The following is a 14,328-nucleotide window of genomic DNA, read 5'->3' as shown; positions in this document are numbered from 1 at the left end:
GATACAGAAACAAACTGGAGAAGTCTTCTACTCAAAATGGAAGTGTTTTCTTTTCAGCGTAACTCATCTACCTTGAGCACAAATAGGAGCCCTTCTTCCGAAGGGCTCACTGTTACTAATATCGCTAATTATTGCTGGAACGTCACATGAATCTGTACAATCTCGGATCGACTGCTTGTACGAATCGGAGGTCCCCAGAAGCCGAATCCAGAGGTCACGATAGAGTGCATGGACCCTTTTTGCAGATAACCCCAATCATTCTCGTAGATGGCCTTAGTAATAAACTGAGCGGGTGCGATCTGACCACGATGGGTGTGACCAGACACAACCAAATCTACATGGTTTTGCTCCGCAATATCCAAATCATAAGGCTGGTGATCCATCATGAGCACAGGCTTGCTTAAGTCGGTATCCTGCATCAATGTCGCTACTTCTGCCCGATCCTTCTCTGTTCGGTCTTTCCGTCCAATTAGCGTAATCTTATCGTCCAATGTAATTTTATCATCATACAGAACTTGCATATTACTCTTCTCCAGAGCAGCAATCAGATCCTCGATCGGACCGTTATACTTGTCGTGATTGCCCAGTGAGGCGTACACTCCGTAAGGGGCCTGAATGCCGCTGATAATATCCGAAATTCCACTCTTGAGGTACATATCCAGGTTGTCATCGATAATATCACCAGGATACAGTACCAAATCCGGCATCAACGCGTTAATTTCTTCCACCATGCGTTTAGCGTGAGCAGGGCCGGACAGCAGGCCAAAGTGCATATCCGCAGCCATGACAATGTTGAGGCTGTCGATACCTTCCACTTTTTTATCAATCTGAATGCTGTATTGTCTTACGACTGGACTATAGGCGTTATAGATACCGTAGCCCAACGTGGACAGCAACAGCACGAGAGTGACCACACCTGCCCATTTTTGAGCGTAATGTCTTGGAATACGGGTTAATCTAAGTAACCATAGCGTTAGATGAACCACCGGCAGGATCAATAACAGCAGAGAAAAGATTGCAAGCCAGTATGAACCGATAACACTCAGGAAGGAAATACTTCCAAACAACCTTGCCAGTATGAAAGAAATTGCAAGAAATACAAGCGCAACGATGTAAAACCAACGAAATCTCGCAGATACAACCGGCTTCATCCAGCTCCATCCGCTCCGTCCTATGTAAAACACTAATAAACCATACACAACCAAAAACAAGATGCCTGCAAGTACGAACATGCCTCCGTTAACCTCCACGTCAATAAGTTGATTGCTGAATTTTCTCTTAACCAAATTCCAGTCCATCTGAACAAGTATAACGTAGTTAAAGGGGTGAGGACATCTGTTTCCATTCCTCAGATGCGTACATTTTATTACAATTTGGAATACTTAAATTCCAATCATTATTTAGGCGATACGTCGACCCATAGCCTGTCATCTGAATAAAAAAAGCATTCCTGCGTCCGCTCATGACTGACTAACATCATGAACGAGCACAGGAATGCTGAATGATCTCGAATTACATATTACTCGTTAGTGTCCATCCATTGGAAGTGGAATGAACCTTCTTTGTCCACACGTTTGAATGTGTGAGCGCCAAAGTAGTCACGTTGTGCTTGCAGCAGGTTCGCAGGCAAACGCTCAGTGCGGTAGCTGTCATAGTAAGACAACGCGCTGGAGAATCCAGGAACCGGAATTCCTTGAGTTACCGCAGCTGCAACGACTTCACGCCATGCACCTTGGTAGGATTCAACAATGTTTTGGAAGTATGGGTCCAGAAGCAGGTTTTTCAGTTCTGCATCCTTGTCATATGCTTCTTTGATGTTTTGCAGGAACTGCGAACGGATGATGCAGCCACCGCGGAAGATCATGGCGATGTTGCCGTATTTCAGATCCCAGCCATATTCGTCTGAAGCTGCACGCATTTGAGCAAAACCTTGTGCGTAAGATACGATTTTACTTGCAAATAGCGCTTTGCGCACATTCTCGATGAACGCTTTTTTGTCGCCAGAGAATGCTTCAGTTGCTGGTCCATTCAAGATTTTGCTTGCTGCCACGCGTTCGTCTTTCATTGCAGACAGGAAGCGGGAGAATACAGATTCCGTAATCATGGACAATGGTACGCCGAGATCCAGCGCGCTTTGGCTTGTCCATTTGCCTGTTCCTTTTTGTCCAGCTGCATCCAGAATGACATCAACCATTGGTTTGCCTGTTTCCGGATCGTATTTGGAGAAGATGTCTGCCGTGATTTCAATCAGGTAGCTATCCAGCTCACCTTGGTTCCATTCAGAGAAAATTGCATGCAATTCTTCAACGGACACATTCAGCACGGATTTGAGCAAATGATACGCTTCTCCGATCAGCTGCATATCACCGTATTCGATACCATTGTGCACCATTTTCACATAGTGCCCGGCACCATCTGGTCCGATATATGTGCTGCAAGCATCGTCGCCTACTTTAGCGGAAATGGCTGTCAGAATGGGTTCAACGAGAGCATACGCACTTTCTTGTCCGCCTGGCATGATTGCCGGGCCTTTCAACGCGCCTTCTTCACCACCGGATACACCAGCACCGATGAAGCGGAAACCTTTGGCTTCCAGATCTTTGCTGCGGCGTTGGGTGTCAGGGAAGTATGCATTCCCTCCATCAATGATGATGTCGCCCTCGTCCAAGTGTGGCAACAGTTGTTCAATGGTAGCGTCCGTTGCTTTACCCGCTTGAACCATGATCAGGATTTTGCGTGGGGATTCCAGGGAAGCTACGAACTCTTCAATCGTGAATGCGCCTGTCAGGTTTTTGCCTTCGGCTTCTTTGAGAAGATCATTCGTTTTCTCCGGGGAACGGTTAAATACCGAAACCGAGAATCCTTTGCTTTCAATATTAAGGGCAAGGTTTTTACCCATTACTGCAAGTCCGATGACACCGATCTGTTGTTTACTCATTATGTCCTCCCAATACTCTTTATATATAGTAGGTTAAAATTAGAGATCAACAATCCGTTATTACTGAACTGTTTTTTTCCAGTCTGCTGCGAATTTGTCCATGCCTTGATCTGTCAGCGGGTGTTTGGAGATTTGTTCAATGACGGAGAATGGAACAGTAGCGATATGTGCTCCTGCCATTGCTACACGTGTAACGTGATCCGGATGTCTTACAGAAGCCGCAATAATCTGTGCATCCAAGTTATGTGTACGGAAGAGCTCAGCAACTTTGGCAACCAATTGCACTCCATCTTCGGAGATGTCATCAAGACGTCCCAGGAACGGGGATACATATGTTGCACCGGCACGAGCAGCAAGCAGCGCCTGGTTCACTGTAAAGATCAACGTTACGTTGGTTTTCACACCTTTTTTAGTCAGGTAACGACAAGCTTCCAGTCCTGCAAGTGTCATTGGCAGCTTGATTGTGATGTTTTTGTCGTTGTTATTGATTTTGATCAGTTCGTCTGCTTGAGCAATCATCTCTTCAGCTGTGATTGCATCTGGTGTTACTTCCGCAGATACGGATTCAACTTCAGGTACCTCACGCAAAATTTCTTCAATGCGGTCTTCGAATTTCACGCCTTCTTTGGCTACCAATGACGGGTTAGTTGTTACACCAGACAGGACGCCGATTTTGTATGCTTTTTTGATGTCTACCAAGTTTGCTGTATCGATGAAAAATTTCATATTCAATTACCTCCAAGGGATATGTTTTTTTGTTTTTTATGTTACAGATTTGCATTAACAGCCAGAGGAACTTCAATATCATCTTCAGCCTGCTGATCGGCAGGTTGGTCAAACCACCAGTGGTGCCCTTCCGCAGCGAGCATCGCATCCGACTCTGCTGGTCCATAACTTCCAGCCGGGTACAGATGAAGTGGGAGCAAATTTTCCTGGAATGCATCCAGAATAGGTTGTACCCAAGCCCAAGACAGTTCCACTTCATCCCAATGGGCAAAGAACGTTGGATCACCATGCAATGCGTCATGAATCAAGTTCTCATAAGCCTCGGCCAGATCCTCACGATCTGGTGACAGATCGATATGAACAGGTTTGAACTCGCCTTTGTTTTGCGGGTCGCTCGCATTCAGCTGCAGCGTCATGCTCTGGTCAGGACTCATCTCAATCACAAGCAGGTTCGGTTTGGAACCGTTAACCACGTTGGAATGTCCAGATGGTTCCTTGAATTCGATGACGATGCGAGTTGATTTTTCCTTCATTCGTTTACCGGTACGGATATAGAAAGGTACTCCGCGCCAGAAGAAGTCATCAATCTGCAATTTGGCAGCTATAAAAGTATCATTCATCGTATTCTCGGCAACACCCGGTTCAGCTGCATATCCGCTAACGGATTTGCCTTGAATGTTTCCTGCAGCATACTGTCCGCGAATGACGCTTGCACCCACGTTTTGCTTTTGCAGTGGTTGGATCGATTCCATGATGTGTTTTTTCTTCGAACCAACTTTTTCCGTGGTGCTGTTATATGGAAGCTGGATCGCCATCATCATAAGCAATTGCAGCATATGATTCTGGAACATGTCGCGCACGGCGCCTACATGATCATAATAGGATGCCCGTTCTTCCACACCAACAGTCTCATTAGCGGTGATCTGCACATTGGAGATATAACGGTTGTTCCACAATGCCTTCATGATCGGATTGCTTTGATGTAAGGTTTCAAGACGCTGCACCATCGGTTTGCCCAAATAGTGGTCAATCCGATAAATTTCTTCTTCTGTGAATGCTTCGCTTAATTTGCGATTCAGGTCACGAGCCGATTGTAGATCATGTCCAAATGGCTTTTCGATCACAAGGCGTTTCCAGCCCTCAGTTGATCCAAGTCCACTACCCTGAATGTTCTCTGCAATGGGTTCGAAGAATTCTGGACCAACCGAAAGGTAGAACAAACGATTGGATGGAATGCTAAGTTCAGCCTCTCTTTGTTCCACTAAATTTAACAGCTCTATATAATCTTCCTTATGGCTTATATTCAATACACTGTAACGGAAAGCCTGTACGAATGATTTTACAACTTCAGGATCAGCAGGGCGTCTGGAAAATTCATTTAATGATTTTTCCACTTGTGCCTGAAAGAATTCATCAGACCATTCTCTGCGTCCCAAGCCAATCAGCGAGAAGGATGCCGGAAGTTTTTGCTCAATGTATAAATTATATAAGGCTGGATATATTTTTCTTTTGGCTAAATCGCCAGTCGCACCAAATAAAATAATGCTCGTTGGTTCCATCTCACTATTCTCCTTCCAAGTAACTCTGGTTTCTTTGCTGTAGTTACACTATAATACGTTTCATAGCCATACAAGTAATTAATATATTTCACAGGAGCTATAGACGATATCTATGACAACAAATTATGAACTATATAAGGTATTCTATTGGGCTGCCAAAACAGGCAGTTTGACCCAAGCCGCCAAAGCGTTGTATATCACTCAACCAAGTGTCAGCCATGCCATCAAACAGTTGGAAGAAAGCTTTGGTCTTACGTTGTTTTACCGGAACTCCAAGGGAGTTGCCCTAACGCAGGAAGGTGTCAGTCTGTATTCTTATATTGAACAATCCCAGATTCTGATCTCGCTGGCTGAGGAGAAAATGGCTGCATTAAAGAGTTTAGACAACGGAGAGCTAAGGATTGGTGGCAGTGATTCGCTATTCAAGCATTACATGCTGTCCTATCTGGAAGAATTCCATGTGCTCTACCCTAACATTAAGCTGCATCTAAGTCATGGGACAACGCCGGAAGTCATCACGTTTTTGAAAGAAGGCAAAATTGATCTGGGTGTTGTGCGGATGCCTATCGTTGATCCGCAACTTGAGGTCAGGGAAAGTATCCAGCTCAAAGACTGCTTTGTCGCGGGCGAACGTTATGCTCAACTGAAGGATAAAGTTATGACGTTGGAAATGTTGCTGGAGCATCAACTGATTCTTTTCTCCAGAAACAGCCGGGTTCGGATGGCAATTACGGAGCTGTTCAACAGCTATGGCTACACACTCAAACCTGAGATTGAGGTCGGCAGTGTGGATTTGTTAATCGAATTTGCACGGAGGGGATTGGGCATATCGTATGTCACCCGTGAATTTATTTCCAAAGAACTGGAAGAAGGCTCTCTCTTCGAAATTCAGCTAGATGTTGCCCTGCCCCCTTCACATGTGGGTATCATGACAAAGCGTAATATGCCAATTTCCCTGGCAGCCAACCGGTTTATGGATCTCATTTTCAAGGCGGATTAAGATTCGTCGGTCTACTGGTCTACAAAAAAAGTGCCTCGTCATCCCAAAAGGATGATGAAGCACTTTTTCTCATCTTAATTCAAGTTCTCTCAATCTGCTCTCAATTCTCTCAGGAATCATAGCAAACAGTTGCTGCCAGGGCATGAATAGACTCGGCTCAAGTACAAACTCTTCAAACTCCATAGAGGGAACAAACGCCTTGGTCTGCAGAAAACTCCGCACGCTGGCGTCAATTTCTTCATTGGTCTGGAAATAACCTTTGAACATCTCGTTCACGAGCAGGCCGTCACAACCCGCATTGGCGCCTGCTGCACTATACAAATCTGGCAACAGTTCAAACACTACAGGGATCGGAGAAAAAGCATGTTTGCCTGGCTGCGAGTATAGACACACATGGTGTCCAACCACATTAACTCGATCCTTCAGCAATCCCCGTAGTACTCTCCCATGGAAGCTGGCTTCACAATCCACGACTTCACCATCATGGCCCACATATATCCACACATGCTCCATTTCGTACAAATGCCCTATTTCATAATCCCACCAAATCGAAAATTCAATTACATATTGGACTGCCTCAACCGGAAAATGAATCTCCCGGTGAAATGACGGTGAAGTTCCTGATTGATCCAGAATGGAAACGCCTACAAAATCCGGGTAAAAGGGTTCATTTCGATCAAACATCAATACAGGTGCATAGCTCATCGCGGTTTCCAGCATTTCCTGCTCAGTCATGGTCATGGATCGTCCCTCCACATTCTTTGAGTGCTACTACTGTAACAAGCCAATGTTATGCCTATCTTAACAGAGAATCCGGAATGTGTTAATGGAACAAAATTTAAGCCCGTAATCGGAAAATTTTCCGGTTACGGGCCTGAAATCGGTCATTTGATAGGAGAACGAAATAACTTTATCCCTTTGAGTTTTTGGATGATTTGGAAGCTTTGATCGCCTGATCGGAAACAGAATCCACACATCCAATCGGCGGTCCCAAAATCGCGTCATTTTTGATGGATGCCACTGCCGTCCTGTACGCCTCCTCATCAATACAGTATGCACGATGGGCAACTTCAGGCGGTGTTGCAGCCAGGAAGTCAGCCCCCAACACAATGTCCGGTGTAGGTTGATCAAAAATCGTCAACAAGTGCACATCATCGGTCTCCGCCACAAACCAGTGAAACCATCCTTGAGGGAATATCGAAACCTGACCTGGCTTCAAGTGATAACTTATTCGCTCCCGCTTGAACGGATCGTATACAGAAGTGGTAATTTCCCCGTTGATCAGAACGACCATCTCGGTCACATTTGTATGCCAGTGTGGCTGCACAATAATACCTTTGCTCATGTGTACATTGAAGAATCCATTTTTGATCGTAGGCAGCTGCGGTCCAAACAACTGGGTAATATAATTGCGCGAATCACGCTGATAATTCAACACCGCTGTGGAATCGGCCGCTAGTTGAACATTTGGGGCTTGCCGAACCGGATTAATCATACCGCTGTTTCCTCCTTATAGGCATACATCTCATTGTTGTACTGTATGCGCTAAATAGCGGAGATAATACCGAGGACACGGTTCCAATGTAATTTTTATCCGACCATGTTACTTACATCCGTTCATTAGGTGAAAATCATCCACTCTCAAGTAAAATACAAAAACACCCTTTTCCTGTTGAAAACAGGTCTGGGGCGTTAATTGTTTTATTTTATCTATAGGCTTGGCTTAAATTAAGCAAGACCTGGGTATCTGCCTCCTGCGGCAAATCCTTTGGGAGATATCCGTTCAATCTCAGCCCATTCATCATTAGTGAAAGAAACCTGTAAGGCACCAAGATTCTCATGAACTCTCTCCAAACTGCGAGTACCAGGAATCGGAACGATATGTTCTCCCTTTTCGAGTAACCATGCGAGTGCAAGCTGAGAAGCAGTGCATCCTTTTTGTATAGCCAGCTCTTGGATCAGGTGCACCACCTCCAGATTTTTCTCGAAATACTCACCCTGGAAACGTGGATAATGACGACGATAATCGTCCTCTGCCAGGTCGTCTATCGATCGGATCTGGCCTGTTAGGAAGCCACGACCCAATGGACTATAGGGCACAAGACCAATGTTCAACTCACCGAGCAATGGCAATATCTCATCTTCGAGTTCACGACTCCACAATGAATACTCCGTTTGGAGTGCTGTAATGGGATGAACGGCATTCGCACGACGAATAGTCTCTGCAGACGCTTCAGACAGACCTATATAACGGATCTTTCCCTGCTGTACCAGATCAGCAAGTGTTCCCACCGTTTCATCAATGGGAGTATTGGGATCAGGGCGATGTTGATAATAGATATCTATATAATCCATGCCCAGGCTGTACAGACTGGCATCTACTGATTTTTTGATATACGCCGGATCTCCCTTGGGGCCCTGGGTATGTGTTATACCGAACTTGGTCGCTACAATAGCATCGGATCTTCGCCCTTTGAGCGCACGTCCAAGTAATTGTTCGTTGCCTCCAAATCGCTGCTTTTCATATTCACCGTACAGATCAGCTGTATCGAACATCGTTACTCCTGCATCCAGCGCACCCTGGATTGTATGAACGGATTCTTGGTTGTCTGGCATCATCATTACGCCCAGCCCAAGCCCGGATACCTGCAATTTATCGCTTCCCAACATTCTTGTCTTGATCATGTGGTTCCCTCTTTTCGTTAATAAATAGAAAGATATTGAACTTGTATTCATTCTATTTCACGAACAGAGACCCAACCACAGTCTGTTTATGCTAGTACTAGAATTACCACCCTGATCGTTATTGTCTCTCCACAACGGGGATGTACACACAATAATGAATACCTGACTGTTCGTTGAGATTGCTCATGGAAAAAATATCATAGGCATGGGCAATGCCATCCGTCCGATCTGTGGTCTCGAGAAAGATCCGGTTGACTTTTTTCTGTTTTATCTGGTGAAGATTCCAAATGTTTTGAAAATCTGTGCTGTCCTCGTTCAACTGTTGAACTATTTTGGAAAACTCCGGTTCACCTGGATACTTGTCATAGTACGTACGAAACACCGCTACCGAATGTCGTGCAAATTCATCCCAATTATGCATACGTTCTCGGAGAGTTACATCCAGAAATAACATTCGCATCATCACACGATCTTTCAAGTTCATCGAGGAAAAGTCGAACAGCTTTTCATTCGCTGCCTCATTCCAGGCAAGTACTTCTGACCTTTCATTCGTAATAAAAGAAGGGTATGCAAGTTGACTAATGATGCTCTGCCATCCCGCTTCCAGATGTGAATAGGAGGCAGGAAATTCATGCTCTGCATTGGGGTCCCATAAACGGTATAGGTGTCCCTTCTCTTCCTCACTTAACTGGAGTGCACCCGCTATACTTTCCATCACTTCGCGAGACGCGTTAACCTCTCTCCCCTGCTCAAGCCACGTATAGTAAGTTGCACTGACACCCGCAAGCACGGCAACTTCCTCACGTCTTAATCCCGGCGTTCTGCGTTGTCCATACGATCCGGTTATCCCAGCTTGCTCTGGCTGAATCCGGCTCCTCCGAGATTTCAAAAATTCACCTAGTCTTTTACTTCGGCTAATACCTGTAGTCATAAATAACCCCCCTTAGATATTCAGATTTCTATGGATTCAAATACGGCTCTATCCTAAATGGATGTGATTGAACGCCTTTGATATAATTCTTTTATTATCATTTTTGCAAAAACCTTAGTTTACAAGAAGCTTAGCATTGATTCATGCATAACGAAAGGAGCACAACATGGTCCCAACGATCGGAGAAATTTACTGTGTATACGTCGAAACTTTACAACAATATGCCGCTGCCAGGTAACTGGCCTGAAAGAAACCGGGAGTAAGGGGTCACGCCAGCTGGCCGCAATCCTGCAATTGGAATATGGAGGCCAAAGCCAAGGGCTTAAAGATAAAAGGCTGAATCCATGTAGGAATCAGCCTTTTATCCTTTTCGTATCCATTCTCAACCATTTTACGGTGCTTCAACAGTTGTTCCACAATACTCACAATCCGTGGATTGCTTCCAAAAAAACAAATCTTTATAGCTCGCTTCTATCACATCGGGAATCAACAAAATGGTCATGGTGTCTATTATGTAATCTAGGAGATCCTCATCGTTGTTCCACAATACTCACAGTCCGAAGACAAATTCGGATATACCTTTACCTTGGCTCCACACCCTGAACAATTCAGAGATACAGGTTCTTGTGGTTTCTCGTATTCATGATCGTGGTACTCATCCTCATAATACCCTTCATCATCATATTCCTCTTCATTGTCATAATGGTAGTGATAATGATCAGCCTTGGGATGGAATTTAGGTCGACTACACATTTTAATTCCTGTAACAAGTACGATAACGCCAGGTATAAAAAGAATAATCGTACTAATAATAGCCATTTCGGTTCCCTGGGATATTAATAATATAGATAATAAGATGGTCAGAGATGAAAGTATAATGAATATAATTCCAAAAAATTTCTTCACAGCTTTTCCTCCTATGAATTTATGATTTGCTTGTCACGATCTGTTGATTCCGCTCTTTCAAACGGGACTTTAACCGGGATAGTTGTGAAGCAAGATGCTCGCTATTCACCAGTTCCCCTGCTTCGTAATGAGTTGAAAGCTCACTGTTCATCTTTTCAATATCCATCAAAATCTGGCGGTCATTATATTCAAGTGAATGTGGAGTGATCGGGTCACTATATTTTACAAGTTCTATTAATGTTTGAACGGTCTTCCTCTCTTCTTCCGTAGTCAGAACGGAATGGCTCTCCATCTTGTGAAGCAGCTGCTGCAAAGCGTTTCCGATCAAATGTAGATTGACCAATTTCGTTTGCTCAACGGCTTCATTACGACGTGTACTTTGAATAAAGATCAAAATGATGCCACACAGAATAAGGGCGATAGCTAAAGTTACCGTATGTAACAAAACGAACCAGCGGAGACCATGATCTGCTAAACTTGTAAACAGAGAATATATCATTACACAAATCAGATACATCACCAACACAATCCCTAACATTGTGTAACCAGGAACCAATTGTTTAAAGCGATCCATATGTAGCATAACATACCTTATATAAATCCAAATCGCCGTAATCGCGACATAAGAAGCCACAAGATTCATCCAGAAAGAAAGCGATACAATGGCATGATTAAACACTGTAAAAGAAACGACTGAGGCTACCAGCATGCTGATCAGATAGATGGCATCCAAAATGAAAAGGTTGCTCCGTTTAATTATCACTATGCCTGCCCTCCATCGTGCAGATTGTTTCCACAATCCAGACAGAACTTCTGACCGAGCTTCACTTCATGTTGACATTGACTGCATTTCAAGGACAGACTGGAGCCGCAATTGCCGCAAAATTTAGTTTGACCCGAATTCATATGATTGCACTTGGGGCATGGGCTAGGCATCGGTTCGTGACACTGAACACATTCCAAAGCATTCTCTCCATTATCCGCCCCGCAGGATGGGCATGCATGATATTTGTCACCACAATTAGGACAAAATTTGGTCCCTTTTTGCAAGGCATGTCCACAGTTGTTACAACCAGTCGTTGCTAATTTTTCGGCAAGTGAATTGCCACATTTGCTGCAAAAAGAACTATGCTCCTGGTTCGGATGACTGCAATGTTTGCATATGCGTACAGCAGGCGTTTCCGTGGTAGCCATCACTTTGGACATCTGGGACATCTCGCTGCTGAATGATCCTCCCAGTCCAACACCCATCCCCATACCAAGCCCTGCACCCATTATATCCGATTGCATGCTTCCTTCATTTTTGGCTGCACCTTCAAGCGTATCGAATGAACGCTCCTGTTGATAGGTATACCCGATAATATCCATTTCGGCTTTGCGTGCCAACGCTTCTCTCAAACGAATGACCGAAGGGTCCTCTTCAGGCAGATTGACATTGTGGATATACAGGTTGATTAATTCAATACCAAATTCTTCGAAAGCAGATGCAATCGTATCAGCAAAATGTCGTGATATTTCTGCGATATAAGCATTGATTTCCAGTACACTTACTTTTCTATGTATTAGATAGGAAGACAACATGGAGTTAATGTTCATAATAATTAGCCCGCGAAAGTAATTGACCATATTAGCCTGGTTAAATTCAGGCAGTGTTCCCACAAGTTTGACCAGAAATTTGCGAGAGTCTGCTATTTTTATTCCCATCTGTCCAAATGCTCTCACGGGAACGATAATATTATATTTTGGGTCCTGTACCTGAATTGGATTTGCTGTTCCCCATTTCACGTCTAGTGCGCTTACTTGGTTGACGTACCACACTTCTGCTGCAAAAGGTGATTTACCTCCGAACGGAAGGTTAACGAGCCGGTTTAAGATCGGGATATTCGCTGTACTTAGCGTATGTCTTCCTGGCCCGAACATATCAAGCGCCCTTCCATCCTTAAAGAGGATTGCCTGTTGGGATTGATTCACAATCAACTGGGTCCATGTTCCCAATTCATTCTCAGGGTGCTTCCAAGCAAATACATCAGGTGAACCGTCATACTTGATTACGTCAATAATGGCCATTTCTCTTCCTCACTCCAGTAGTAGAATACTATAATTTCATTGAAACAATCGTACTAACAATCGCTTTCTAACAATCTAAAGTTACACCATTTTATATCTTATTTATCTGCTAATCTTTCAACAAAAATGTTTTTTCATGTTTAGGCATTGCTATTTTACCATTTATAACCTCCTTTCGCACTAGTATAGTTCATATTTCGTGAGATATTTTTCCTATAGATGAATGGTTTAGACACTAAAAAACCTCCTGTATATCGACAATATACAAGAGGTTCTTGTGATAGTGGAGTCCCTCTAATTAATTCAGGAGATTATCCATATATGATGCGGGATCGGCCATGAACGCTTCGAAAGTGGAGATCATTCCAATCTCCTGATGTTCAATATCTGCGTAACCAATCATTTTTTTGCTTGGATTCCAGACGATCAGGATATGGGAGTACTGATCCACTTCAGAGGATATACGCAGCAGTTTCTGTCTGCCCATCATCATTTCAACCGTATCGACCAGGTGGAAGAATTCGATGTATCCCACTCCGGACGAATTGTCCGGCAAGTCGATTCTTTGCGGACCTTCCGTTAGAAAACGGATTAATGCATCAGGCAGCTTGTACGATTTGAGCACATGCAATTTATTGCTCAGATTGTGAAAGTCTTGCGGCTCATGAGCTTTCAAATACTCTGCCATTTCCGCATTCTTCTGACTGATCGCAATCGTATACGCCCGCTCCCCATCCTTCTCTTGAATAGTTACATCCGCTCCACGCTCTATCAGAAATTGAACCATCTTCATATTGTTGTTGCGAGCCGCTACCGTAAGCGGTGTAGCCTTGTATGGATACACCATATCGGGCTCATTGTAATTGATGTCCACGCCCTTCTCCAGCAAATACTGGATTGTTTTCAAATCGTGATCTGAAACAGCTTTTCGCAGCGTTTTCCCTGCATATTTTTGCATCTCCAGTCCTAGTTCACATAACAAGGAAATGTTCTTTTTGTTGCCATAATACGCTTCATCATACGCATTCGACTTCACCTTGCTCATACCGTTCAATTTGGCACCCTTCTGATGCAAATATCGGATGATCTCTTCCCCGACATATCTGACCGCCTTGAGGATTGCTGGATTATCCTTCACATTCAGGTTTACTCCGTTATCTACCAAAAGCTTGACCACTGCCTGTTGATTGGTGATTAGAGCAATATCCAATGGCGTCAATGCTATGTATTTACTGAGCGTAATCTCTTTTTCGAGATCCATGCCCTGTTTAATGAATTCTTCTACAGCAATAACATCTCCCTTGTAAATCGCCATGGCGTGATCAGGCAACGTTTCAAACGTACCTTGATTTCCGATTTTGAACAAAAGGTGTAACCTCCCTCTGGTTAATGTCTCATGACTAAAAGCCCCCTGATGCTCATTATTATTAGTATACCTGCTATCCTTTTCATTTGTACAAACCTCTACTAAAATCATGATTCCAGTCCTAAAGCCTTTATACAAACCAACCCCGAA

14 protein-coding genes are annotated in these 14,328 nt (G+C 44.0%); 1 reads left to right on the top strand and 13 read right to left on the bottom strand.

Annotated elements, in window-relative coordinates; genetic code table 11:
- Nucleotides 1-128 precede the first annotated feature (128 nt).
- From G3352_RS21660 to zwf, 4 genes are all read right to left on the bottom strand, one after another.
- Entirely contained in the window at nucleotides 129-1,232 is a 1,104-nt protein-coding gene (locus G3352_RS21660) for a metallophosphoesterase (RefSeq protein WP_163759990.1), read from the bottom strand.
- Nucleotides 1,233-1,519: 287 nt separating this feature from the next.
- Nucleotides 1,520-2,938: an NADP-dependent phosphogluconate dehydrogenase gene (gene gndA / locus G3352_RS21655; RefSeq protein WP_064637026.1), complete on the bottom strand. Its 1,419-nt coding sequence runs from the start codon at nucleotides 2,936-2,938 to the stop codon at nucleotides 1,520-1,522.
- A 60-nt stretch (nucleotides 2,939-2,998) separates the two neighbouring features.
- On the bottom strand, nucleotides 2,999-3,664 hold the full coding sequence (gene fsa, locus G3352_RS21650) for a fructose-6-phosphate aldolase (RefSeq protein ID WP_024630525.1): 666 nt from the start codon (nucleotides 3,662-3,664) through the stop codon (nucleotides 2,999-3,001).
- Nucleotides 3,665-3,705: 41 nt separating this feature from the next.
- On the bottom strand, nucleotides 3,706-5,223 hold the full coding sequence (gene zwf / locus G3352_RS21645) for a glucose-6-phosphate dehydrogenase (protein ID WP_163759723.1): 1,518 nt from the start codon (nucleotides 5,221-5,223) through the stop codon (nucleotides 3,706-3,708).
- Between the two features lie 112 nt (nucleotides 5,224-5,335).
- On the opposite strand from zwf, the gene G3352_RS21640 reads away from it, so the two are divergent.
- Nucleotides 5,336-6,223: a LysR family transcriptional regulator gene (locus G3352_RS21640; RefSeq protein WP_063563125.1), complete on the top strand. Its 888-nt coding sequence runs from the start codon at nucleotides 5,336-5,338 to the stop codon at nucleotides 6,221-6,223.
- A 69-nt stretch (nucleotides 6,224-6,292) separates the two neighbouring features.
- On the opposite strand, the gene G3352_RS21635 is transcribed toward G3352_RS21640, so the two are convergent.
- The 9 genes from G3352_RS21635 to G3352_RS21595 all read right to left on the bottom strand — a co-directional run bounded on the left by G3352_RS21635 (nucleotide 6,293) and on the right by G3352_RS21595 (nucleotide 14,178).
- Nucleotides 6,293-6,964, bottom strand: coding sequence for a hypothetical protein (locus tag G3352_RS21635; protein WP_163759720.1), 672 nt, complete (start codon nucleotides 6,962-6,964; stop codon nucleotides 6,293-6,295).
- A gap of 169 nt (nucleotides 6,965-7,133) precedes the next feature.
- Nucleotides 7,134-7,718 (bottom strand): cupin domain-containing protein, encoded by a 585-nt coding sequence (locus tag G3352_RS21630; protein WP_163759718.1) that lies wholly within the window; start codon nucleotides 7,716-7,718, stop codon nucleotides 7,134-7,136.
- 233 nt (nucleotides 7,719-7,951) lie between these two features.
- On the bottom strand, nucleotides 7,952-8,905 hold the full coding sequence (locus G3352_RS21625; protein WP_163759988.1) for an aldo/keto reductase: 954 nt from the start codon (nucleotides 8,903-8,905) through the stop codon (nucleotides 7,952-7,954).
- 121 nt (nucleotides 8,906-9,026) lie between these two features.
- Nucleotides 9,027-9,839, bottom strand: coding sequence for a helix-turn-helix transcriptional regulator (locus G3352_RS21620; protein WP_163759715.1), 813 nt, complete (start codon nucleotides 9,837-9,839; stop codon nucleotides 9,027-9,029).
- A gap of 267 nt (nucleotides 9,840-10,106) precedes the next feature.
- Nucleotides 10,107-10,265: a hypothetical protein gene (locus tag G3352_RS21615; RefSeq protein ID WP_163759713.1), complete on the bottom strand. Its 159-nt coding sequence runs from the start codon at nucleotides 10,263-10,265 to the stop codon at nucleotides 10,107-10,109.
- A gap of 93 nt (nucleotides 10,266-10,358) precedes the next feature.
- Nucleotides 10,359-10,658, bottom strand: a complete 300-nt coding sequence (locus G3352_RS21610; protein ID WP_205524996.1) for a hypothetical protein — start codon at nucleotides 10,656-10,658, stop codon at nucleotides 10,359-10,361.
- Between the two features lie 106 nt (nucleotides 10,659-10,764).
- Nucleotides 10,765-11,508, bottom strand: coding sequence for a hypothetical protein (locus tag G3352_RS21605; RefSeq protein ID WP_163759705.1), 744 nt, complete (start codon nucleotides 11,506-11,508; stop codon nucleotides 10,765-10,767).
- Nucleotides 11,508-12,812, bottom strand: coding sequence for an SPFH domain-containing protein (locus G3352_RS21600; RefSeq protein WP_163759702.1), 1,305 nt, complete (start codon nucleotides 12,810-12,812; stop codon nucleotides 11,508-11,510). The genes G3352_RS21605 and G3352_RS21600 overlap by 1 nt, the downstream gene beginning before the upstream one ends.
- A gap of 298 nt (nucleotides 12,813-13,110) precedes the next feature.
- Entirely contained in the window at nucleotides 13,111-14,178 is a 1,068-nt protein-coding gene (locus G3352_RS21595) for an ankyrin repeat domain-containing protein (RefSeq protein WP_163759699.1), read from the bottom strand.
- Between the last annotated feature and the right edge of the window lie 150 nt (nucleotides 14,179-14,328).

This window comes from Paenibacillus sp. ALJ109b (assembly GCF_010747435.1).
GTDB lineage: Bacteria > Bacillota > Bacilli > Paenibacillales > Paenibacillaceae > Paenibacillus > Paenibacillus taichungensis.
The sequence above is the reverse complement of the archived record's forward strand: the minus strand, read 5'-3'. Positions and strand labels throughout refer to the sequence as shown.